The organism is Nonomuraea sp. NPDC052116 (assembly GCF_040680035.1).
Classification (GTDB): domain Bacteria; phylum Actinomycetota; class Actinomycetes; order Streptosporangiales; family Streptosporangiaceae; genus Nonomuraea; species Nonomuraea angiospora_A.
In genome coordinates this window covers 75,624-95,898 of record NZ_JBFAWA010000009.1, presented here as the reverse complement: position 1 = coordinate 95,898, position 20,275 = coordinate 75,624, and the positions used below count along the sequence as shown (strand labels likewise).

Sequence of the window (20,275 nt, the reverse complement as noted above, 5' to 3'; positions counted from 1 at the left end):
ATGGACATCTCCCCCATCCTCAACGGCTTCGGCGTCGTCATGGAGCCGACCAACCTGCTCTACTGCCTCATCGGCGTGATCATCGGCATGCTCATCGGCGTGCTGCCCGGCCTCGGGCCCGGCGCGACGATCGCCATCCTGCTGCCGATCACGTACGGCATCGGGCCGGTCTCCGCGATCATCATGCTGGCCGGCATCTTCTACGGCGCCCAGTACGGCGGGACCATCACCTCGGTCCTGCTCCGCCTCCCCGGCGAGGCGTCCTCCGTCGTGACCGTCTTCGACGGGTTCGCCCTGGCCAGACAGGGCAAGGCGGGCACCGCGCTCGGCATCGCCGCCATCGGCTCCTTCGTCGGCGGCACCGTCTCGATCATCGGCCTGACGATCCTGGCCCCGGTCGTCGCCGGCTTCGCGCTCGACTTCGGCCCGCCCGAGTACGCGGCGCTGGGCGTGCTCGGCGTGCTGCTGATCTCCTCGGTCGGCAACGGCAACAAGCTCAAGGCGATCATCGCGGCCTGCGTCGGCCTGCTCATCGCGACCGTCGGCCGCGACACCTTCACCGGCGCCGAGCGGTTCACCTTCGACAGCCTGAACCTCGCCGAGGGCATCGACTTCATCCCGATCGCCATGGGCCTGTTCGGCCTCAGCGAGATCCTCTACAACCTCGAGGAGCGGCACAACCAGGTGCACGCGCCGGCCAAGGTCGGCAACGTGTGGCCGTCGCGCCAGGACCTCGGCCAGGCCAAGGGCGCCATCGGGCGCGGCTCGGTCATCGGGTTCGTGCTGGGCGTCCTGCCCGGCGGCGGCGCGGTGCTGTCCTCGCTGGCGGCGTACGCGTTCGAGAAGCGCCGCGCCAAGCAGCCCGAACGCTTCGGCAAGGGCGCCGTCGAGGGCGTGGCCGCCCCCGAGACCGCCAACAACGCCGCCGCCACGTCGTCGTTCATCCCGCTGCTGACGCTGGGCATCCCGGCGAACGCGACGATGGCGCTGATGTTCGGGGCGCTGCTCATCCAGGGCATCCAGCCGGGGCCGCAGCTCGTAACCGAGCACCCCGACGTCTTCTGGGGCGTCATCAACTCGATGTACATCGGCAACATCCTGCTGCTCATCATGAGCATCCCGATGGTCGGCGTCTTCGTGAAGATCCTGCGGGTGCGCCCCGCCATCCTGGCCCCGATCACGGTGCTCATCACGCTGCTCGGCGCGTACACCGTGAACAACAACGTGTACGACATCTTCCTGGTCATCGCCTTCGGCCTGCTGGGCTACCTGATGAAGAAGTTCGGGTTCGAGCCCGGGCCGCTGGTGCTCGCGTTCGTCCTCGGCTCGATGATCGAGAACTCGTCGCGCCAGGCGCTGCTCATCTTCGGCGGCGACCCGACCGGCTTCCTCACCCGCCCGATCTCCGGCACGGTGCTCGCCCTGGTGGTGCTCGTCGCCGTCCTGCCGCTCATCCGCAAAGCCGTACGCCGCAAGACCGCCGCCGCGGACGGCGTTCCAGTTGAGGAGAAGACGCCATGACGATCCTCGTCGGTTACCTGCCCACCCCCGAGGGCGAGGCCGCGGTCGACGCGGGCCTGCGCGAGGGCGCGCTGCGCTCCGAGCGCGTGATCATCGTGAACTCCCCGCGCCGCGGCGCGCCCGTCGACGAGCACAAGATCGACGACGACGCCTCGACCGCGCTGCTCGCCCGGGCGCGGGCCGCCGGCGTGGACGCGGAGGTACGCCAGCCGCTCCACGACGACGACCTGCCGGAGACGTTCGAGGAGCTCGTCAAGGAGACGGGCGGCACCCTCATCGTCATCGGGCTGCGGCACCGGTCGCTGGTGGGCAAGTTCATCCTGGGCAGCGAGGCGCAGCGCATCCTCATGGAGGCCAGCGTGCCGGTGCTGACGGTGAAGGCGCCCCGATGAGTCCTGACGGCGGGCGGATCAGCCGCGTCTCGGTCACGCCGGTCGCCTTCCGCGACCCGCCCCTCCTCAACGTCGTCGGCGTCCACCAGCCGTTCGTGCTGCGCGCGATCGTCCAGATGCACACCGACTCGGGGCTGGTGGGGCTGGGCGAGACGTACGCCGACCAGGCCCATCTCGACCGGCTCGACGCCGTGGCCGCCGCGCTGCCCGGTCTGGACGTGTTCGACGCCCACGGGCTGCGCCGCGTCGTCGAGGAGACGCTCGGCCGCTCCACCGGCGGCGCGGGCGCGAGCTTCGGCGGCATGCTGGAGGTCTCCAGCGCCGTGGACACCGTGGCCGCGCCCTTCGAGGTGGCGCTGCTCGACCTGCAGGGCAGGACGCTCGGCCGCCCGGTCAGCGACCTGCTCGGCGGCGCCGTACGCGACCGGGTGCCGTTCTCCGCGTACCTGTTCTACAAGTGGGCCGGTCACCCGGGCCAGGACGAGGACTCGTGGGGCGAGGGCGTCACGCCCGAGCAGATGGTCGCCCAGGCCCGGCGGATGGTCGACGAGTACGGCTTCACCGCCATCAAGCTCAAGGGCGGCGTCTTCGAACCCGGCCATGAGATGGAGACCGTCGAGGCGCTGGCCGCCGCCTTCCCCTCTCACGCCCTGCGCATCGACCCCAACGGCGCCTGGACCGTGGACACCTCGATCAAGGTGGCGCACCGGCTGGCCGGGGTCCTGGAGTACCTCGAGGACCCGACGCCCGGCATCGACGGCATGGCGCGGGTCGCCGAGCACACCGACCTGCCCCTGGCCACGAACATGTGCGTCATCGCCTTCGAGCACCTCAAGCCCGCCGTCGCCGCGGACGCCGTGCAGGTCGTCCTCTCGGACCACCACCTGTGGGGCGGCCTGCGCCGTTCGGCCCTGCTGGGGGGCATCTGCGAGACGTTCGGGATGGGGCTGTCGATGCACTCCAACTCCCACCTCGGCGTGAGCCTCGCCGCGATGACCCACCTGGCCGCCGCGACCCCGAACCTCACCTACGCCTGCGACACCCACTACCCGTGGAAGACCGAGGAGGTCATCAGGCCGGGGGCGCTGGAGTTCCGCGACGGCAGCGTGGCCGTACCGGCCGGGCCGGGGCTCGGCGTGGAGCTGGACGAGGACGCGCTGGGCGCGCTGCACGAGCAGTACGTGCGGTGCGGGCAGCGCGGGCGCGAGGACACGGCGTACATGCGCACAGTCGAGCCCGGCTTCACCCCCAACACGGCCCGCTGGTAACCCGACCGGGCTACGTGCCGCCGTACTCCTCGCGCAGCCGGCGGCGCAGCAGCTTGCCGGCCGCCGACCGCGGGAAGTCGGAGCGGAAGACGAAGCGGCGTGGACGTTTGTAGGAGGCCAGCCCGTCCCTGCAGTGCGTGGCGAGCTCGTTCGCGAGCTCCTCGCCGGGGGCGGCGCCCTCGGCGGGTTGGACGACGGCCAGCACGCTCTGCCCCCACTCGGGGTCGGGCACGCCGATCACGGCCACGTCGGCCACCGCCGGGTGGGTGATCAGGTGCTGCTCGATCTCCGCCGGGTAGACGTTCACGCCGCCGGACAGGATGAGGTCGGTGCGCCGGTCCAGGAGGTACAGGTAGCCGTCGGCGTCGAAGCGGCCGATGTCCCCGACGGTGAACAGGCCCCGGGTGCGGCTGGCGCGGGTCTTGTCCGGGTCGTTGTGGTACTCGAACGTGCCGGAGCCGCCGAAGTAGATCGTGCCCGCCTCCCCGACCGGCACCTCGGCGCCGCTCTCGTCGAGCAGCCGGACCGTGAACCCGGGGAAGGGCCGGCCCACCGTGCCCGGCCGCTCCAGCCACTCCCGCGAGCCGACGATGCTCACCAACCCCTCGGTGGCGCCGAGGTACTCCCACACGATCGGGCCCACCCAGTCGATCATCCGCCGTTTGACCTCGACCGGGCAGGGGGCGCCCGCGTGCACCAGCGAACGCAGGCTGGACAGGTCGTACCGTTCCCGGACGGCCGCGGGCAGGCGCAGCATGCGGTGGAAGTGGGTGGGCACCATGTGGCTCGTGGTCACCCGGTACCGCTCGATGTCGCGCAGCGTCGCCTCGGCGTCGAACCTCTCGTGGACGACCACGGTGTGGCCTTGATGCAGGGCCGACATCGCGAACGAGCCGGGCGCCGCGTGGTACAGCGGCGACGTGACCAGGTGGACCCCTTCGCCGCCGGCCACGCCGCACATGCGGCTCAACCCTGACGACATCGCGGCCAGGTGCTCGGGGGTGATGTCGGGCAGCGACCGCTTGACGCCCCGGGGCCGTCCGGTGGTGCCCGAGGTGTAGCCCATGATCAGACCGGCGGTCCGGTCCGCGGGCTCGTCCGCCGAGCCGCCGAGGTCCTCGTACGCCGACCACCCCGGCGCCCGGCCGCCGACGGCCAGGCAGTGCGGGAGGGGCACGCCGAGCTCGGCGGCCAGGTCGGCGTGGGCGACGAGGACCTTGGCGGCGCTGTCGTGGACGATGAACGACGCCTCGGCCGGCGCCAGATGGGTGTTGACGGGCACCAGGTAGAGGCCGATCTGCCCGGTGGCCAGGACGAGTTCGAAGTACGTCGAGTCGTTCCCGACCATCGCGGCGACCACGTCGCCGCGCACGAGGCCCAGGTCGCGCAGGGCGTTGGACACCTGGTTGACGCGCGTGCGCAGCTCGCCGAAGGTGAGCCGACGCTCTCCTGGGCCGATCAGGGCGGGACTGTCGGGGTGGGCGAGGGCCTCGGTGAAGAATCCGGTGGCGGCGGCTTCGGTCGGTGTCACGTGTCCTGGGTCCTTTCGCGAGCACTGGACCAAGATGCCCCAGAGGAGCAGGGTTTCCCGGTCAGTCGCCGTCCGGCGTCCTGCCGAGCATGTCGACGTTGGGCGCGGCCTTGGCGACCAGACCGGGGATCACGCGGCCGAGCTCCGCCGCGTCCCACAGGTCCTGCCTGGTCACCTCCGGGCCGAGCCGCCAGCCCTCCGCGACGCCAATCCGGCCGCCGCCGACGTCGAACACCCGCCCGGTGACGCCGTCGCTCTCCGCACTGGCCAGCCAGACGACCAGCGGCGAGACGTGCTCCGGGGCGAGCGCGGCGGCGTGCTCGGCGGGCATCAGGTTCTCGGTGAGCCGGGTGAAGGCGGCCGGCGCCACGGCGTTCACGGTGACCCCGTAGCGGCCGAGTTCCAAGGCCGTGATGACGGTGAACGCGGCGATGCCGGCCTTGGCCGCGCCGTAGTTGGACTGGCCGAAGTTGCCGTAGATGCCCGAGGCCGAGGTGGTGTTGATGAGCCGGGCGTCCAGCGGCCGCCCGCTCCCCTTGGCCCGCGCCCGCCAGTACTCGGCGGCGAACCGGGTCGGCCCCGCGGTGCCGCGCAGGTGCACGCGGATCACCGCGTCCCAGTTCTCCTCCGTCATGGACGCGATGGTCTGGTCACGCAGGATGCCGGCGTTGTTGACCAGCACGTCAAGCCCGCCGAACTCGCTCACCGCCTGCTCCACGAGGCGCTTGGCGCCCGCCCAGTCGGCGACGTCGTCGGTGTTGGCCACGGCCTTGCCACCGGCCGCCAGGATCTCCTCCACCACGAGTTGCGCCGCGCCGGCGTCGGAGCCGGTGCCGTCGGTGGCGCCGCCGAGGTCGTTGACCACCACGTGGGCGCCCTGCCGCGCCAGTTCCAGCGCGTGCGCGCGGCCGAGACCGCGCCCCGCGCCGGTCACGATCGCCACCCGGCCCTCACAGATACCGCTCATCGGGTCACGCCTTTCTGTCGCTTGAAGAAGGTCAGGGCCTGCGGGCTGACAGCACCAGGCTCCCCGAGGCGGCGAAGAACATCCCCACGCCCTGCACGAAACCGATCTCGACGTCGGGCACCTGGGCGGCGGCCTCGCCTCTGAGCTGGCGGACGGACTCCTGGATGGCGAACATGCCGTACATGCCGGTGTGGGTGTAGCTGAGCCCGCCACCATTGGTGTTCATGGGCAGGCTGCCGCCCGGGCGGGTGTGGCCACCGGCGACGAAGGCACCCGACTCGCCGCGGCCGACGAAGCCGAGGTCTTCGAGCATGTACAGCGGCACGTGGGCGAAGGCGTCGTAGCACATCAGGTGGTCGATGTCGGAGTGGCTCACCCCCGCGGTGGCGAACGCCTCCGCGCTGGAGCGCCGGAAGGCCAGGCTGGAGCCCGGGTCCTCCATCTGGGAGACCATCGTGCCCTCGGCCGACTCTCCCGACCCGAGCAGGTACACCGCCCGCGCCCCCGACGGCAGGTCGGCCGCCCGTTCGGCGCTGGTCAGCACCAGCGCGCCACCGCCGTCGGTGACCACGCAGCACATGTCCTTGGTGAACGGGTAGGCGATCAGCGGCGCGGCCAGCACCTCGTCCACGGTGACGATGTCGCGGCGCATGGCGCGCGGGTTCTTCGCCGCCCACTCCCGCTGGGCGACCACCACCTGGGCCAGGTCCTCCCGTCCCATGCCGCGCTCGTGCAGGAACCGCAGCGCGGGCAGGGTGAACGTGGCGTACGGAAGCACCGCCCCGTACGGCATCTCGAACTGGCCCTGCGGAGAGGCCGGGTTCATGCCGTACTGCGGCACGCCCACGCGTGACCGGCCCGACTCGCCGTGCGTGATGAGCACGACGTCGGCGGCCCCGGCCGCGATCGCGGCGGCGGCGTGCCGGACGTGCAGCATGAAGCTGCACCCGCCGACCATGGTGCCGTCCAGCCACCGCGGTGTGATGCCGAGGTGGTGGGAGACCTCCATGGCCGGCGGGCCGGCGGTGGCCACGCCGTCCACGTCCGCCGCCGTCAGGCCCGCGTCCTCGATCGCGCGGCGCGCGGCCCCCGCGTGCAACTCGATCATCGAGACGTCGGGCAGCACGCCGATCTCCTCGGTCTCGGCCGCCCCGACGATCGCGACGTCGCCTCCGTGCATTCTCATACGGCCGCCCCCTCGGGCCGGAAGACCGGCGTGTCGTCCTGGAAACAGACCCGCAGCCGCAGGTCCAGCGGCAGGTTCTCCGGGGTGGGCTCGACCCCCACGATGTTGGTCATCAGGCGCGGCCCCTCGTCCAGCTCGACCAGCGCGATCACGGGCGACAGTCCCTCCATGCCGGGCATCGGCCGCTGGTTGATGACGTACGACACGAGCCGCGCCCGGCCGGACACCGTCACCCACCGCACGTCACGCGAGGCGCAGTAGCGGCAGGCCGGCCGGGGGTAGAAGTAGTGACGCCCGCACTCCCCGCAGCGCTGCACCCGCAACTCCCCCTGGCGCGCGCCCTCCCAGTACGGCGCCGTCTCCGGCGTGGGCTGCGGCTTCACCGCTTCACCCCCGTGAAGACGCCGCGGTCGAGCACCACGGTGTCGCCCACCTTCGTGACGAACCGGCCGTCGTCCCAGATGTGCACGGCGAGGTCCTGGCCGGGCACCACCGGGGAGGCGAAGCGGGCCGACATCCCGCCGAACGCCGCCGGGTCCGAGCCGCACCGCGCGTGCAGCAGGGCGCGGCCGGTGAACCCGTAGGTGCACAGCCCGTGCAGGATGGGACGTTCGAAGCCGGCGCGCGCGGCGAACCACGGGTCGGAGTGCAGCGGGTTGCGATCCCCGCTCAACCGGTACAGCAGCGCCTGGTCGGAGCGGGTCGGGTAGACGAGGACGTGATCGGCCGGGCGGTCGGGCCGCTCCCACGGGGCCGACGTGCCCCGCTCTCCGCCGAACCCGCCCTCGCCGCGGACGAAGATGCCGTTGCTGACCTCGGCGACCGGCCGGCCGGTGTCCGCGGCGACGATGGAGGACTCCAGGACGGCCAGTGCGCCGCTGCCCTTGTCGTAGATGTTCACCAGGCGGGAGGTCGAGCGCACCCGGCCGTTCGCGGGCAGGGGACCTTCCAGCCGGATCGACTGCTCGGCGTGGAGCACCTGCGAGAAGTCGAAGTCACCCAGCTTGGGGCCCTGGTTGCCGCCGCCTCCGCCGATCACCACGACGAACGTGGGCAGCACCTGCTGGGTGACCCCGTGTGAGTTCTCGGTGGTGAACGAGAGCTCGGCCAGGGGATCCTGCGCTCCGGCGCCGACTCCCAAGGCGTACAGGATGGCGTCTTTCGAGGTCCACGTATGCTCGCCCGACTCCCAGGTCTGCCCGATGGCATCGAGGTTCATCGACATGTTCCGCTCCTTTCGCACCCGCAATTTATATAGACGAAAGTCGTCTGTAAAGACGTTCAGACGCCCTTCGATCCGCGTGCGAGCCGGGCCGCCTCCACCTTCGCCGCGTCCCGCTCGGGGTTCACCAGCAGGGCGAACAGCGCCCCTCCCGCGAGGGCGACGACGCCCGTCAGCACGAAGACCGTGGTGTAGCCGTCGGCGAGGGTGTCCGTCGCACGGGCGCCGTCGAGTACGTGGCCCGTGATCAACGGCCCTGCGGCCGCCAGGACGCCGGTCACGGCCAGCCCGATCGACAGGACGCTGCGCTGCTGCCCGGCCGGCACGATCTGGACGAGAGCCGGGTTGAGCACGGCGTTGACGCTGATGGCCAGCCCGTAGCCGAGCATCAGCAGGGCTATGGGGACCGCCACCCCGGAGGAGAGGGGCAGGGCGGCGAGGAAGACACCGCCCAGCGCGAGCAGCGCACCGCCCAGCAACCCGCGGGCGCGGCGGGCCGCCGTCCCCCTCTTCAGCATCCGGTCGCTCCAGGCGCCGAACCCGTACAGGAACACCATGGCGGCGATGCTCGGCACGCCGAACAGCGAGCCCGCCGCCACCGCGGAGAAGCCCAGGCCCACCTGGAAGTAGGACGGCAGCCAGGTGAGGACCACGATCGCGAGCATCGCCGAGGCGGTGCTCGCGGCCACGAAGCCGGCGAAGGTGCCTGTCAGGAGGATGGAGCGGATGGGCGCCCGCGATGCGGCCTCCGCGACCGGCCCTGCGGCCCGCCCGGCGGCGGCCTGGCCGTGGGGTCCCTCCCGCCCGAGGAACAGCCAGCCCACGGCCCAGGCGAGGCCCAGGATCGCGACCGCGAGGAAGCCCGTTTCCCAGCCGAAGGCCGCGATGATGAGCGCCAGCGGCGGAGCGAAGATCAGCTTGCCGAACGACGCCCCCGTCGTCAGCAGCGCCGTGGGCAGCCCGCGCCGTTCGTTCGGCCACCAGGAATAGGCGGTCGTGTACGCCGCCGGCGTCGCCGGACCCTCGGCCGCGCCGAGCATGAAGCGCGTGACCAGGAGCAGCGCGCCCGACGCGGCGAAGAAGACGGGCAACTGGAGCAGCGACCAGATGACGACGGCGGTGAAGAGGGTCGCCTTGACGGGCAGCCGGTCGGCGACCAGCGCGTAGAGAAACACCGACAGCGGGCCGAGCAGGCCCGCGGCGCTGCTGATGGCGCCGAACTCGGCGGCCGACAGCCCCAGCTCGGCCATGGCCGGCTGGGCGACGAGGCCGAGGATCGCCTTGTCCAGGTAGGCGATCAGCATGACGCCGAGCAGCATCGCGGTCATGCCCCAGGCCAGAACCGGACGGTTCGCGGTTTCTGTGCCGTGCGCGGCGATCGGTTCGGGTGTGACACGCTCGTTCACCATGATGAGCTCGGCTCCTCCCGGGAGGCCAAAAAGGGGGATGGTGAAGTAATGCCGATGCGGGCTTCGTGCTTGGGGGGGTCGCGCTGCTTCGCCGGGATGCGTGAGCGGCTTCGAGAGAACTCCGCGATGGCCAGAAGGGAAAGCCCTGGGCGAGGTGGGTGGTACCGGTAGTTAATTTAGACGAAATACGTCTGCAATAAGCAAGCTAAGACGTCTCCCCATCCCTGTCAATGGCGGGTCGGGCGCGCCCGCGGCGGCCCGGAGTCAGGCGTCCTGCTCCGGCGCCCGGTAATCGACCCTGGACAGCACGAAGTCCACGGTCTCCTCGACGTACTTGTCCTTGCGCGCGATCAGGGCCGGCATCTGGCTGATCGGCGTCGACAGGAAGTGGTTGGTCAGCATGCCGGCGACCGCGTCGAGGACGAGCGCGGGCGAGGTGCCGGGCGGAAGTTCGCCGCGGGCGATGGCGTCGAGCACGATGGCGCGGCCGACCTTGATGCGTTCGCGCTGGAACCTCTCCAGCGCCTGCCCGAACAGCTCGGGGTAGACCCTGGCCTCGACCTGCGCCCTGAGGTAGACGAGGCCCCTCGGCGTCAGATAGCCGTTGAGGGTCCCCGTGGCCATCCGGATCAGTTGCGTGCGCAGCGATCCCGACTGCGTGTCGAACGGGTCCTGCTGGAGCCCGGCGGTCAGCGCGTCGACGATCAGCTTCTCCTTGCTCCCCCACCTGTTGTACAGAGCGGCCTTGCCCACGCGGGCCCGGCGGGCGAGTACGTCGAAGCTGAACCCGGCCCAGCCGACCTCGCCGTACAGTTCGAGGGCGGCGGCGTGCACCCGCGCCTCCAGGTCGGGGTCCGGTGGGCGACCTCGTCCACTCATGGGACTCAGTGTGCCAGACGAGTGATCAATTCACGGGCGCGGAGAAACCCTGGACACGGGCCCGAAACGTATCCCACGGTCCGGCGCCGCCGGGCCGGTCGGTTCCGGGCGGTGAACGCGGCGCAGCCGGCGCTCTGCCGGGTCCGGTCGGGGAACGCGGCGCTGCCAGTGCTCTGCCAGGTCCGGCCACGCGCCTCGCCCACCCCGGGCGGGCAGGCCCGCGCGCTGGAGCTCGCACAGACGCGGTCGCACCTCACCCCGCCCCCGACCGCCCGCTACGGGGCCTGGAGGCGGGCGCGGGAGTTGGACAGGTGCAGCCGCATCGCGGCCCGCGCCGCCGCGGCGTCCCGGTCGGCGATGGCGCGGTAGATGTTCTCGTGCTCCAGCGTCACCCGGGTGAGGTGGGTGGCGTTGGACACCGTGTACGCGTGCTCCAGCCGGGTGCGCGGCAGCATGATCACCATGGGCCCGAAGGACGCCAGCAGGTCGGAGTAGAACCGGTTGCCCGAGGCCAGCGCGATCTTGAGATGGAACTGGAAGTCGGCCTCGACGGCGCTGCTGGGCTGCTCGCCGGAGCGCCCGAGGTCGACCAGGGCCCGCTCGATGGCCTTCAGCTGCAGGTCGGTGCGGCGCTCTGCGGCCAGCCCCGCCGACTCCGACTCGACGCCGATCCGGAAGTCGATCATGTCGAGGACGTCGCGATGGCTGCGGATCTGCGACGGCTCCACCGAGAAGGCCGTGGAGGCGGGCAACGCCAGCACGAACGAGCCCCGCCCCTGGAACGTCTCGACCAGCCCGGCCGCCTGGAGCCGCGAGATGGCCTCACGGACCACCGTACGGCTCACGCCGAACTCCTCGACGAGCGAGGACTCGGTCGGCAACTTCTGGCCGGGCTCGATCTCGCCGGCGAGGATGCGTTCCTTGAGCCGTTCGACGAGCTCATGCGCGAGCCCGCGCCCGCTGTCGCGGTCGAGCCTCTGATCTGGCGGCACGGCTGACAACCTACCCGGCGTCCGCACGGAACTCGACCCGCCCGGACCGCCCATCCGCAACCGCACCGAACTCGCCCCGATCGGACCGCCCGCCCGCAACCGCACCGACCTCGCCTCGATCGGACCACCCAGCCCCGGCAACGCCGAACTCGACCTGATCGAGCCGCCAGGCCACCGCCGCGTCGGCGAGGCTGAGGCCGAGCCCCGGACGGTCCGGGACGCGCATGCGTCCTCCCTCGATCTCCAGCCGCTCCTCGAACACCGGCGACAGCCACTCGATGTGCTCCACCCAGGACTCGCGCGGGTAAGCCGCGGCCAGGTGGACGTGGATCTCCATCGCGAAGTGCGGCGCGACCTGCAGGTGCGCGTGATCGGCCAGCGCGGCGACCTTGAGGTAGGGCGTGATGCCACCCACCCGCGGCACGTCGGGCTGCAGGAAGCCGACGGCCCGAAGGTCGATGAGCCGCACGAGGTCGGGAACGCTGGAGAGCATCTCACCGGTGGCGATGGGCGTGCCGAGCGCGGCGGCCAGCTGCGCGTGCCCCTCGGCGTCATAGGCGTCCAGGGGCTCCTCGATCCAGACCAGCCCGAGCTCCTCCACCGCCCGCCCGAACCGCAGCGCCGTGGCCCGGTCCCACTGCTGGTTGGCGTCCACCATCAGCGGCACGTCGTCACCGAGATGCTCGCGCACCGCGGTCAGCCTCCGCAGGTCCTCCCGGGTGTCGGGCTGCCCCACCTTGATCTTGATCCCGCCGATGCCGTCGCTCAGCGACTGCCGGGCCCGCTCCTTGACCTCCTCGATCGGAGCCTGCAGATAGCCGCCCGAGGTGTTGTACGTCCGGACCGAGTCGCGATAGGACCCCAGCAGCTTGGCCAGCGGCAACCCCGCCCGCTTCGCCTTCAGGTCCCACAGCGCGACGTCGACGGCCGCCAGCGCCTGCGTGGCCACCCCCGAACGCCCGACCGACGCCCCCGCCCACAGCAGCACGTCGTACAGCCTGCCGATGTCGGACGGATCGCGGCCGAGGAGGTTCTCCCCGACCTCCTTCGCGTGGGCGAACTGCGCGCGGCAGCCCGCCCGCGTCGTGTACGAGAACCCGAGCCCCTCGAGCCCGTCGTCCGTCGTGATCTCGCAGGTCAGCACGTCGATCTGGGACAGGGGCCGCTGGCGCCCCGTCGCGACCTTGGCGTCGCTCACCGGATGCGCCAGCGGCACGGCGTAATGCCCGAACCGCACCGACGCGACACGGTCACCCATCGGTCTCAGGCCTTCCCGAACTCGACGCTGTCCACGGTCCACTTGCGGCACTGCTCGCTGAGCGTGAACCCGAGCCCCGGCCGGTCAGGAACGATCATGCGGCCGTCGCGGGTCTCGAGCCGCTCGTTGAACAGCGGGTTGAGCCATTCGAAGTGCTCGACCCAGGGCTCGCGCGGGTAGGCGGCGGCCAGGTGAAGGTGGATCTCCATGGCGAAATGCGGCGCCAGCTGCAGCCCCGCGTGGTCGGCGAGGGTGGCCAGGCGCAGGAAGGGCGTGATGCCGCCGACGCGCGGGGCGTCCGGCTGGATGATGTCGGCGGCGCGGGCCTCGATGAGGCGGACGTGCTCGGCGACGCTGGAGAGCATCTCGCCGGTGGCGATGGGCGTGTCGAGGGCGGCGGCGAGCTGCGCGTGCCCCTCGGCGTCGTACGCGTCCAGCGGCTCCTCGATCCAGACGAGCCCGAGCTCCTCCACCGCCCGCCCGAACCGCAGCGCCGTCGGCCGGTCCCACTGCTGGTTGGCGTCCACCATGAGCGGCACGTCGTCGCCGATGTGCTCGCGCACCGCGGCCAGCCGCCGCAGGTCCTCCTTGGTGTCGGGCTGGCCGACCTTGATCTTGATCCCGCCGATGCCGTCCTTGAGCGACTGGGTGGCGCGGGCCTTGACCTCCTCGATCGGCGCGTGCAGGAAGCCGCCCGAGGTGTTGTACGTCCGGACCGAGTCGCGATAGGACCCCAGCAGCTTGGCCAGCGGCAGCCCCGCCCGCTTCGCCTTCAGGTCCCACAGCGCGACGTCGATCGCGGCCAGCGCCTGCGTGGCGACCCCGGACCGGCCGACCGAGGCGCCCGCCCACAGCAGGGTGTCGTACACCTTGCCGATGTCGGAGGGGTCCTGGCCGATCAGGTTGGCCCCGACCTCCTTGGCGTGGGCGTACTGCGCGGGACCGCCCGCCCTCTTGGAGTAGCTGAACCCGGTGCCCTCGTGACCGTCCTCGGTCGTGATCTCGGCGAACAGGAAGGCGATCTCGGTCATCGGCTTCTGCCGCCCGGTGAGCACCTTGGCGTCGCTGATGGGGACGTCGAGCGGAAGGGTGACGGAGGAGAGCGAGACGTGGCGGATACGGTCGGCGGCCATGGGCGGTCCAAGAGGGTAGGCGGCGATGTTGTCAGTCATCATACGAAGCCATCACTCGTATGACAACTTTCGCATGGGCATCGCCGGCCGCGGGTGCCGGTCTTCGGCGTAGCACGAGCTGCCGGTCACCTGGTGACGGCATGGACGTCGAGGTTCACGCGACCGCTCGGCGATCGGCTCACCCGGGATGGTCTCGACGCGCTGTGCCGATCCAGGGCTCGGGCCTGGAAAGGCTTTGCCTCTTGCCGGGAGACTCCGCAGGTCACCCCCGCTACCGTGAAAAGTGGTTCATGCACCGCACCCGACGTTCCCCGGGGGAGTCCTCCGTCAGCCCACATGTCACGGAGTGATCTCTGATGCTCGTACGCCTCCTCGCCGCCGCTGCCTTGGTGGCATCCACCGTCATCACCTCGGCCTCGCTCGCCACACCGTCCGCCGGCGCGGCCACCGTCCACCAGGCTGCCACCCCGGTGGCGCAGCCTCCGATCCCCATCCCTCCCAAGCCCGTCCCACCGGACGACGGCGACGAGGGGTAGGCCGATCGAAATCGCCGTCGCCCCGCGAGGCGAGTCCTCGCGGGGCGACGTTTCGCGGTCCTGTCGTGCGCCCTTCGCCGGGCAGTCCGTCAGCCTCGATCCGTCTCAGGGCCGGGACAGCACGACAAGCAGGGCGGGGTGGTCCGTGTACGTCATGCCGGTCACCTCCGTCCGCACGAAACCCAGGTTGGCCGCGAAGACGTGCTGCACGCTGCCGTCCCCCTTCCTGAAGAACGGCGCCGCGTTGCAGTCCTGGACGTTGGGCCCGATCAGCGGGGCGTACTTGAGGTTGAAGTCGCCCGCCAGGAACGTCTGCCGGCCCGCGACGGCCCGGTCGCGCAGCAGGGCGATCGCCGCCTTGCACTGGGCCATGGCGACGTTCCCGGTGGTCGACAGGTGGGTGCTGCACCCGACGAGGTCCGCGAACTCGGCGCACACGTAGACGCGCTTCTCGCTGCCGCTGTCCTGGGTGGCGTACTGGCCGGAGAAGACGGTCCCGGCGGCCGGGGAGCGGAAGATCAGGCCGTTGCCGTACTCGTCCCCGTTGGTGCAGCGCACGGGCGTGCCGTCGGGACGGCGGGCCGGGGCGAACGTGGAGAAACCACTGCCCATGGCGGGGGCCAGCTGGGGCAGGTCGTTCCGGCAGATCTCGTTGAGGGAGACGACGTGGGGCTGCTTGGCGGCGATGACCGCGTTCGCCTCCTGGAGGGTGGCGGCGCCGTTGAAGCAGGAGGTGTTGACGCCGCTGTGGCACAGGTTGAGCTGCAGCACGCGGAACTCCTGCGCGGCCGCCGCGGGCGCGGCCACGGCGCTCACCGCGATGAGGACGATCACGAGAAGCAGTCGGACACGAGGCATGGATTGCCCTTCCTTTCGCCCGTCGATGACCATGACAGCGTCTCAACGGATCTCCGATACCGTCGAGAGCATGCGGCTTCACGTGGGATGCGCGATGTGGACTCATGCGCGCTGGCAAGGTCGATTCCTCCCCGGCCACCTCCCGCCCAGGGAGCGGCTGCGCTCGTACGCGACCTGGTGCGACGCGGTGGAGGGCAACACGACCTTCTACGCGACCCCCACGCGCGCCACGGTGGAGTCGTGGGCCGGCCAGACCGCCCCCGACTTCCGCATGGTCGTCAAGCTCCCCAAGCCCATCACCCACGAGCACCGCCTGATCGGCGCCGACGAGCACCTCCACGCCTTCCTGGACGCCATCGAGCCGCTGGGCCCGCGAGCCCACGCGCTCTGGATCCAGCTGCCCGGCTCCTTCTCCCCCACCGACCTCGGCACGCTCGCGGCCTTCCTGCACCGGCTCCCCCGCTCCCACCGGTACGCCGTCGAGGTCCGCCACCGCGCCTTCTTCGAGGACGAGCGATCCGGACGGCTCCTGGAGCGCGTCCTGGCGGCCGCGGACGCCGAGTGGGTCCCGTTCGACACCACGACGCTCTTCCAGAGCCCGCCGACCAGCGACGCCGAGCGCGACGCGTGGACCAAGAAGCCCCGCGTGCCCCGCCGCACGCGCGCCCTCACCGGCCACCCGATCGTCCGCTACCTGGGCCGGGACGCCGAGGCCCGCACCGTCGAGGGCTGGGGGCCGTGGCTGGACGTCGTCACCGACTGGCTGCGGGAGGGCCGCTCCCCCACGTTCTTCGTGCACACGCCGGACAACGCCGACGCTCCGAAGCTGGCCCGCGACTTCCACGAGGCGGTACGCGCCCGCCTCCCCGGCCTGACCCCGCTCCCCGACCCCGAGCCCGCAGACCCGCTGACCCTCTTCTAGCTGTCCAGGCATCCAGAATGGGACGATCTCTGCTCATGGCGAAGAAGATCCTCGAGGCCCTGACGAGGGCGAGAGATTCCGGCAAGCCGGTGCGAGTCAGCCGTGACATCGACGGCGCCGACCGGCTCGACGCGTATGTGGTGGGCATCGGCCGCAAATGGGTGCTTCTGCACACCATCTCCGACGCGTACCGGCTGGACGGCTACTCGGCCGTGCGGCTGCGCGACATCGCCCATGCCACCCGTTCCGGCTGGAAGGGCGCGATGGTGGCCCATCGAGCCCTGGTGCTGCGCGGGGAACGCCCCCGGCTGCCGGCAGGCGCCGACCTGGACTACACCAAGGGCTTGATCCAAACGCTGACCACGGCGTTCCCCCTCATGGCCGTGCACGTCGAGAGAGTCGACCCGCACGTCTGCTACATCGGCCGCGCCCGAGGGATCGACCGGGGGAAACGGCTGCGTCTCCAGGAGATCGGCCCGGCGGCGGACTGGGTGCGTACGCGCTCCACGACCAGGACGGCGGACATCACGCGGTTCGACGTCGGCGGCGGGTACATCGACGCGCTCCACGCCGTGGGCGGACGCCCACCGGAACGCTGACCCCAGCCGCTCCCTTCTCCCCATGGTCGCCTTTTACGAAAATCGTCGCCGCGACGGCCTGTCGCCCGCCGCCGCCCCGCGCGCCGCGCAACGATGGATGCGCTCGACGTTCAGCGGGGGCCTTGCACGGCAGCAGGAGACCACCCGACCGGCCCGCTGCTGCATCGGACGCTGAGGGGAGGAGGGCTCCATGGGGGACGCCGCCACGATCGAACTCGCCGACCGCCTGCTCGCCGAACTGCCCACGCTGCTGGCCCCCCGCGAAGTCGCCGCCACGGCCGAGGAGCTGTCCGCCCTGATCGAACGCGGACGCGGCGGCGAGCCGGTCGAGGAGGAGTTCCTAGGCTTCCTGCGCCGCCACCCATCCCTTCGCGAGCGCGCCGCCGAGCTGGTCGGCAGCGAGAGCGGCCTCGGCGTGCAACCGCCCCCGGGCCTCGGCCGCGCGCCGATGCCGCCCAGGTACGTCTGCCCGCAGGACGGCTACGAATGGTTCCACCTCGACCTGGCCAAACCCGTTCCCACCTGCCCCAACGACGGCGCTCCCCTGGTCCGCGACCACGAGGGCGGGACGAGCCCGTGAACCCGATCGGCCAGAGCCTCGGCACCAGCCTCGTCGAACAGCTCGCCCCCCGCGTGCTGACCCCCGCCTTCGCCTTCTGGGCCGGCGGCCTGCTCGCCCTGTGGACCTCCGGCTACGGCAGCACCTGGGCCGCCGGCCTGGCCACCCTCCCGACGGTGCTGCAGCTGCTCCTGCTCGCCGCCGTGCTCATGCTCGTCGCGGCCTCGGCGGTCCTCGCCGAACACCTGACGCTGCCCGTACTCCGCCTGCTGGAAGGCTACTGGCCCGAGCTCCTCGCGGCTCCGCTGCGGGAGCAGACCGTACGCCGCCGCGAGCGCATCGAGAAGAACCTGCGGGAGCTGACCGCCAAGGCGTTCCACGGCGAGGCGGACCCCGAGGACGAGCGCCTGCGCGCGGTCGCCGAGCAGCAGCTCTTCGACCTCCCGGCGGAGGACTCGTCCACCATGCCCACCCGCCTGGGCAACATCCTGCGCGCCGCCGAGAACCGTCCCCGCGTCCGGTACGGCCTCGACCCCGTCCTGTGCTGGCCCCACCTGTGGCTCTCGCTGGACAAGGAGACCCAGGCGGAGCTCACGCTGGCGCGCAAGGGCCTCGACGACGCCGTCCGGCTGTGGCTGTGGTGCCTGCTCTTCGCCGTCTGGACACCCTGGAACCGGTGGGCCCCGCTGGTCGCCCTCATCGGCTGCCCCGCCGTCTACTACGGCGCCGTGCTCGCCAAGGCCCGCGCGTACGGGCTGCTCATGCAGTCCGTCTTCGACCTGCACCGGCGCCGCGTCTACCGCGGACTCGGCTGGCCCGCTCCCGCGGACGCGGCCGGCGAACCCGCCGCGGGCCGGGAGGTCACGACATACCTGTGGCGCGGCATCGCCCCACCGGGCATGCGCTTCGCCACGGAGAACGAGGACTGACCCGGGCGGGCGGGAGCATGCGAAAGGCCCGCAACCTTCCGGATGACGGGCCTTGCCCAACCGTCGGGACGACAGGATTTGAACCTGCGACCCCTTGACCCCCAGTCAAGTGCGCTACCAAGCTGCGCTACGTCCCGGCCGCCCCGTGGGGCGGAACGTCACAACCATAGCGCACACTCCGAGGTGCGGGATCATGGGCGGTAACGCTGTAACGCCCCGCTCGCGCGCGGTGATGATTCCCGTGACGGCGTCGCGCGCGAGGAGGACCCGGCGGAATGTCCGCGGAGTTCGGTGGCCGAGATCATCGTCACCGCGTTCCTGCTGGGATCGGTCTGCGCGTGCGGCGACGCGGAGGTGAACCCGCCAGCGTCGACGACGCCGATCGCGTCCAGGTCAGGGTCGAGGGCGCCGGACAACTCGGCGAAGCACGGCACGCGCACTCTCCGACCGACGCAATCCAGGCGGAGGCCGTGTCCGACCGGCAGTGGTGAGGCGCCGTTGCCGTGCTCCTTGATCGCACCGCCCGACACCCCGTCCTACACCATTACGGTCCCGCAGCCCACGACCACACGCTCGGATCCTGAGCCGTCCCCCGTGCCCCCGCCCGAGGCGTCACCGGAGCCGTCGCCGCAGCCCACCACCTCCGCCCCGCAGGTTCCTGCCGCGACGGCTGCGAGAGACCGGGACGCGCCTGCGGAGCCGGGTTCCGATCGTGCCGGACGTCAGGGTCGTGGGAGGGGTTCTCGCGCTCGCCGGGCTCGTCTGCGCCGTCGCCGTCCTCAACCGGTGGTGGCAGACGGGCACGTACCAGCTGCTCGCGTTGTCGGCCCTCGGCCTGCTGTTGCTGACCTGGCCGTCGCCGGGCCGGAGGTCCAGCAGGATCGCCTTCGCCTTCAGCGTGGCCGTGGCCATATTCTCGCTGCTCTGGGCCGCGTCTCTGTACGCCAACGGCCGGGGTACGAGGACGGCCGAGCAGGCCGTGCGCGATCTGCCCGAACGGACCCAGGTGGTGATCTGGCCGAAGGACGACCTGTCAATCAACCCTTCGGGCGTCGAGCACCAGAAATACAGCAGCGGGAAATACCGGCGCTCCTACACGGGAATGCGGCTCCTGCTCGTCCGCGACGACCGGTACTACCTCGTGCCGCCGGTGAGCGAGCAGGGCTGGCGGGACGGCGGAGGCCGTACGTACGTCCTGCCGGAGAACGACGACATCCGCCTGGAGATTCTGCCGGGCAGGCGACCCGGCAGGGGACCATGATCCAGGTCAGATGGCGGCCTGAAACGAGCTGGCGCGCATGCCGGCCAGCAGGCCCGCCGTCTGGTCAGGCGTGTAGCGCCGTACCGGGTCGTGGTGGAGCAGGCCCTCGATGAGCGGCCGCATCACCCCGGCGCGCCGGGGCGGTGGGTACGGGCCGCTGCGGGCCATGCCGAGCACCGTGGCCGCGTCCTGGCCCGGGTAGGGTGGCTGGCCCTCGACGGCGCTGTAGAGGGTGGCGCCGAAGGACCACATGTCGGCCTCCTTGCTGGCCGGCCCCCCGTGCAGCCGCTCGGGCGCCATGAACGCCGGAGTGCCCCGCAACCGCCGTGACCTGGTCATCCGGATGTCGCCCTCGGCGGTCGCTATGCCGAAGTCGGTCAGCACCACCCGGTCGCCGGTCAGCATCACATTGGCGGGCTTCACGTCGCGATGCAGCACTCCGGCCTGGTGGGCGGTCCGTAGCGCGGCGAGCAGATGCTGCCCGATCGCGGCGACCGACTGGGCCGGTAAGGTGCCCACCTGGGAGAGCAGCTGGTGCAACGAGAGCCCGTCCAGGTATTCCATCACGATCCAGAGCTTGCCGCCCTCTTCGATCAGGTCGTGGACCGTGACGATGTTAGGGTGCGTCAGCCCGGCAGCCATCCTGGCCTCACGCAGCACCCGGCGGCGCACCATCTCGGCCTCACCGGCCAAGGTCAGCTCCTTCAGTGCCACCGTACGGTGGAGGAGCTGATCGAACGCACGCCAGACGACACCCATACCCCCACGACCGGCCTCCTCGTTCAGGAGGTACCGTCCGCCGATCTCCCGCATACCATCCCCTCTTGCTCGGGGATAATCATGTCACTTCAGC

General features: G+C 71.4%; 21 protein-coding genes and 1 tRNA gene. 9 read left to right on the top strand and 13 right to left on the bottom strand.

Annotated elements, in window-relative coordinates; all coding sequences use genetic code 11:
* The 3 genes from AB0L65_RS19045 to AB0L65_RS19035 are packed head-to-tail and all read left to right on the top strand — an operon-like array spanning position 1 to position 3,181.
* Positions 1-1,521 (top strand): tripartite tricarboxylate transporter permease, encoded by a 1,521-nt coding sequence (locus AB0L65_RS19045; protein WP_364246885.1) that lies wholly within the window; start codon positions 1-3, stop codon positions 1,519-1,521.
* Complete coding sequence (locus AB0L65_RS19040; RefSeq protein WP_350726569.1) at positions 1,518-1,913, top strand: universal stress protein; 396 nt, start codon at positions 1,518-1,520, stop codon at positions 1,911-1,913. Before AB0L65_RS19045 ends, AB0L65_RS19040 begins: the two co-directional genes overlap by 4 nt.
* A complete protein-coding gene (locus AB0L65_RS19035; protein ID WP_364246882.1) occupies positions 1,910-3,181 on the top strand; it encodes a glucarate dehydratase family protein in 1,272 nt (423 codons plus the stop codon). The genes AB0L65_RS19040 and AB0L65_RS19035 overlap by 4 nt, the downstream gene beginning before the upstream one ends.
* A gap of 10 nt (positions 3,182-3,191) precedes the next feature.
* On the opposite strand, the gene AB0L65_RS19030 is transcribed toward AB0L65_RS19035, so the two are convergent.
* The 10 genes from AB0L65_RS19030 to AB0L65_RS18985 all read right to left on the bottom strand — a co-directional run bounded on the left by AB0L65_RS19030 (position 3,192) and on the right by AB0L65_RS18985 (position 13,758).
* A complete protein-coding gene (locus AB0L65_RS19030; RefSeq protein WP_364246879.1) occupies positions 3,192-4,712 on the bottom strand; it encodes an AMP-binding protein in 1,521 nt (506 codons plus the stop codon).
* A 61-nt stretch (positions 4,713-4,773) separates the two neighbouring features.
* A complete protein-coding gene (locus AB0L65_RS19025) occupies positions 4,774-5,679 on the bottom strand; it encodes an SDR family oxidoreductase (protein WP_364246876.1) in 906 nt (301 codons plus the stop codon).
* 31 nt (positions 5,680-5,710) lie between these two features.
* Positions 5,711-6,865, bottom strand: coding sequence for a thiolase (locus tag AB0L65_RS19020; protein WP_364246873.1), 1,155 nt, complete (start codon positions 6,863-6,865; stop codon positions 5,711-5,713).
* Positions 6,862-7,248: an OB-fold domain-containing protein gene (locus AB0L65_RS19015; protein WP_364246870.1), complete on the bottom strand. Its 387-nt coding sequence runs from the start codon at positions 7,246-7,248 to the stop codon at positions 6,862-6,864. Before AB0L65_RS19015 ends, AB0L65_RS19020 begins: the two co-directional genes overlap by 4 nt.
* The gene (locus tag AB0L65_RS19010) at positions 7,245-8,090 is read right to left on the bottom strand and encodes a MaoC/PaaZ C-terminal domain-containing protein (RefSeq protein WP_364246867.1); all 846 of its coding nucleotides are present in this window, start codon (positions 8,088-8,090) and stop codon (positions 7,245-7,247) included. The genes AB0L65_RS19015 and AB0L65_RS19010 overlap by 4 nt, the downstream gene beginning before the upstream one ends.
* Before the next feature lie 56 nt (positions 8,091-8,146).
* Entirely contained in the window at positions 8,147-9,496 is a 1,350-nt protein-coding gene (locus tag AB0L65_RS19005; RefSeq protein ID WP_364246864.1) for an MFS transporter, read from the bottom strand.
* A 264-nt stretch (positions 9,497-9,760) separates the two neighbouring features.
* The gene (locus AB0L65_RS19000) at positions 9,761-10,375 is read right to left on the bottom strand and encodes a TetR/AcrR family transcriptional regulator (protein ID WP_364246861.1); all 615 of its coding nucleotides are present in this window, start codon (positions 10,373-10,375) and stop codon (positions 9,761-9,763) included.
* A 275-nt stretch (positions 10,376-10,650) separates the two neighbouring features.
* The gene (locus AB0L65_RS18995) at positions 10,651-11,367 is read right to left on the bottom strand and encodes a FadR/GntR family transcriptional regulator (protein WP_192792423.1); all 717 of its coding nucleotides are present in this window, start codon (positions 11,365-11,367) and stop codon (positions 10,651-10,653) included.
* 10 nt (positions 11,368-11,377) lie between these two features.
* Positions 11,378-12,625: a mandelate racemase/muconate lactonizing enzyme family protein gene (locus AB0L65_RS18990; RefSeq protein WP_364246858.1), complete on the bottom strand. Its 1,248-nt coding sequence runs from the start codon at positions 12,623-12,625 to the stop codon at positions 11,378-11,380.
* 5 nt (positions 12,626-12,630) lie between these two features.
* Positions 12,631-13,758 carry a mandelate racemase/muconate lactonizing enzyme family protein gene (locus tag AB0L65_RS18985; protein WP_364247460.1) on the bottom strand — a complete coding sequence of 376 codons (1,128 nt, stop codon included), beginning with the start codon at positions 13,756-13,758 and terminating at the stop codon, positions 12,631-12,633.
* A 356-nt stretch (positions 13,759-14,114) separates the two neighbouring features.
* Between AB0L65_RS18985 and AB0L65_RS18980 the strand changes: the two genes are divergently transcribed.
* Positions 14,115-14,294 (top strand): hypothetical protein, encoded by a 180-nt coding sequence (locus AB0L65_RS18980; protein WP_364246855.1) that lies wholly within the window; start codon positions 14,115-14,117, stop codon positions 14,292-14,294.
* Between the two features lie 105 nt (positions 14,295-14,399).
* Here AB0L65_RS18980 and AB0L65_RS18975 read toward each other — a convergent pair whose 3' ends face one another.
* The gene (locus tag AB0L65_RS18975) at positions 14,400-15,152 is read right to left on the bottom strand and encodes an endonuclease/exonuclease/phosphatase family protein (protein ID WP_364246852.1); all 753 of its coding nucleotides are present in this window, start codon (positions 15,150-15,152) and stop codon (positions 14,400-14,402) included.
* A gap of 70 nt (positions 15,153-15,222) precedes the next feature.
* Here AB0L65_RS18975 and AB0L65_RS18970 point away from each other — a divergent pair, with 70 nt between their 5' ends.
* The 4 genes from AB0L65_RS18970 (at position 15,223) to AB0L65_RS18955 (ending at position 18,161) form a co-directional block, all read left to right on the top strand.
* On the top strand, positions 15,223-16,074 hold the full coding sequence (locus AB0L65_RS18970; RefSeq protein WP_364246849.1) for a DUF72 domain-containing protein: 852 nt from the start codon (positions 15,223-15,225) through the stop codon (positions 16,072-16,074).
* A gap of 35 nt (positions 16,075-16,109) precedes the next feature.
* On the top strand, positions 16,110-16,673 hold the full coding sequence (locus AB0L65_RS18965) for a hypothetical protein (protein ID WP_364246846.1): 564 nt from the start codon (positions 16,110-16,112) through the stop codon (positions 16,671-16,673).
* A gap of 190 nt (positions 16,674-16,863) precedes the next feature.
* Positions 16,864-17,253: a hypothetical protein gene (locus AB0L65_RS18960; RefSeq protein ID WP_364246843.1), complete on the top strand. Its 390-nt coding sequence runs from the start codon at positions 16,864-16,866 to the stop codon at positions 17,251-17,253.
* On the top strand, positions 17,250-18,161 hold the full coding sequence (locus AB0L65_RS18955) for a hypothetical protein (protein WP_364246840.1): 912 nt from the start codon (positions 17,250-17,252) through the stop codon (positions 18,159-18,161). The genes AB0L65_RS18960 and AB0L65_RS18955 overlap by 4 nt, the downstream gene beginning before the upstream one ends.
* 63 nt (positions 18,162-18,224) lie before the next feature.
* Here AB0L65_RS18955 and AB0L65_RS18950 read toward each other — a convergent pair.
* A tRNA-Pro gene (locus AB0L65_RS18950) sits at positions 18,225-18,298 on the bottom strand.
* Between the two features lie 575 nt (positions 18,299-18,873).
* On the opposite strand from AB0L65_RS18950, the gene AB0L65_RS18945 reads away from it, so the two are divergent.
* Positions 18,874-19,422: a hypothetical protein gene (locus tag AB0L65_RS18945; RefSeq protein ID WP_364246837.1), complete on the top strand. Its 549-nt coding sequence runs from the start codon at positions 18,874-18,876 to the stop codon at positions 19,420-19,422.
* A gap of 6 nt (positions 19,423-19,428) precedes the next feature.
* Here the strand turns inward: AB0L65_RS18945 and AB0L65_RS18940 are convergent, their stop codons facing one another.
* Positions 19,429-20,235: a serine/threonine-protein kinase gene (locus AB0L65_RS18940; RefSeq protein ID WP_350726540.1), complete on the bottom strand. Its 807-nt coding sequence runs from the start codon at positions 20,233-20,235 to the stop codon at positions 19,429-19,431.
* Positions 20,236-20,275 lie beyond the last annotated feature (40 nt).

Coding starts and splice junctions, on each gene's coding strand:
- AB0L65_RS19045 (WP_364246885.1), top strand. CDS start 1: ATGGACATCTCCCCCATCCTCAACGGCTTCGGCGTCGTCATGGAGCCG.
- AB0L65_RS19040 (WP_350726569.1), top strand. CDS start 1,518: ATGACGATCCTCGTCGGTTACCTGCCCACCCCCGAGGGCGAGGCCGCG.
- AB0L65_RS19035 (WP_364246882.1), top strand. CDS start 1,910: ATGAGTCCTGACGGCGGGCGGATCAGCCGCGTCTCGGTCACGCCGGTC.
- AB0L65_RS19025 (WP_364246876.1), bottom strand. CDS start 5,679: ATGAGCGGTATCTGTGAGGGCCGGGTGGCGATCGTGACCGGCGCGGGG.
- AB0L65_RS19020 (WP_364246873.1), bottom strand. CDS start 6,865: ATGAGAATGCACGGAGGCGACGTCGCGATCGTCGGGGCGGCCGAGACC.
- AB0L65_RS19010 (WP_364246867.1), bottom strand. CDS start 8,090: ATGTCGATGAACCTCGATGCCATCGGGCAGACCTGGGAGTCGGGCGAG.
- AB0L65_RS19005 (WP_364246864.1), bottom strand. CDS start 9,496: ATGGTGAACGAGCGTGTCACACCCGAACCGATCGCCGCGCACGGCACA.
- AB0L65_RS19000 (WP_364246861.1), bottom strand. CDS start 10,375: ATGAGTGGACGAGGTCGCCCACCGGACCCCGACCTGGAGGCGCGGGTG.
- AB0L65_RS18990 (WP_364246858.1), bottom strand. CDS start 12,625: ATGGGTGACCGTGTCGCGTCGGTGCGGTTCGGGCATTACGCCGTGCCG.
- AB0L65_RS18985 (WP_364247460.1), bottom strand. CDS start 13,758: ATGGCCGCCGACCGTATCCGCCACGTCTCGCTCTCCTCCGTCACCCTT.
- AB0L65_RS18980 (WP_364246855.1), top strand. CDS start 14,115: ATGCTCGTACGCCTCCTCGCCGCCGCTGCCTTGGTGGCATCCACCGTC.
- AB0L65_RS18975 (WP_364246852.1), bottom strand. CDS start 15,152: ATGCCTCGTGTCCGACTGCTTCTCGTGATCGTCCTCATCGCGGTGAGC.
- AB0L65_RS18970 (WP_364246849.1), top strand. CDS start 15,223: ATGCGGCTTCACGTGGGATGCGCGATGTGGACTCATGCGCGCTGGCAA.
- AB0L65_RS18965 (WP_364246846.1), top strand. CDS start 16,110: ATGGCGAAGAAGATCCTCGAGGCCCTGACGAGGGCGAGAGATTCCGGC.
- AB0L65_RS18960 (WP_364246843.1), top strand. CDS start 16,864: ATGGGGGACGCCGCCACGATCGAACTCGCCGACCGCCTGCTCGCCGAA.
- AB0L65_RS18940 (WP_350726540.1), bottom strand. CDS start 20,235: ATGCGGGAGATCGGCGGACGGTACCTCCTGAACGAGGAGGCCGGTCGT.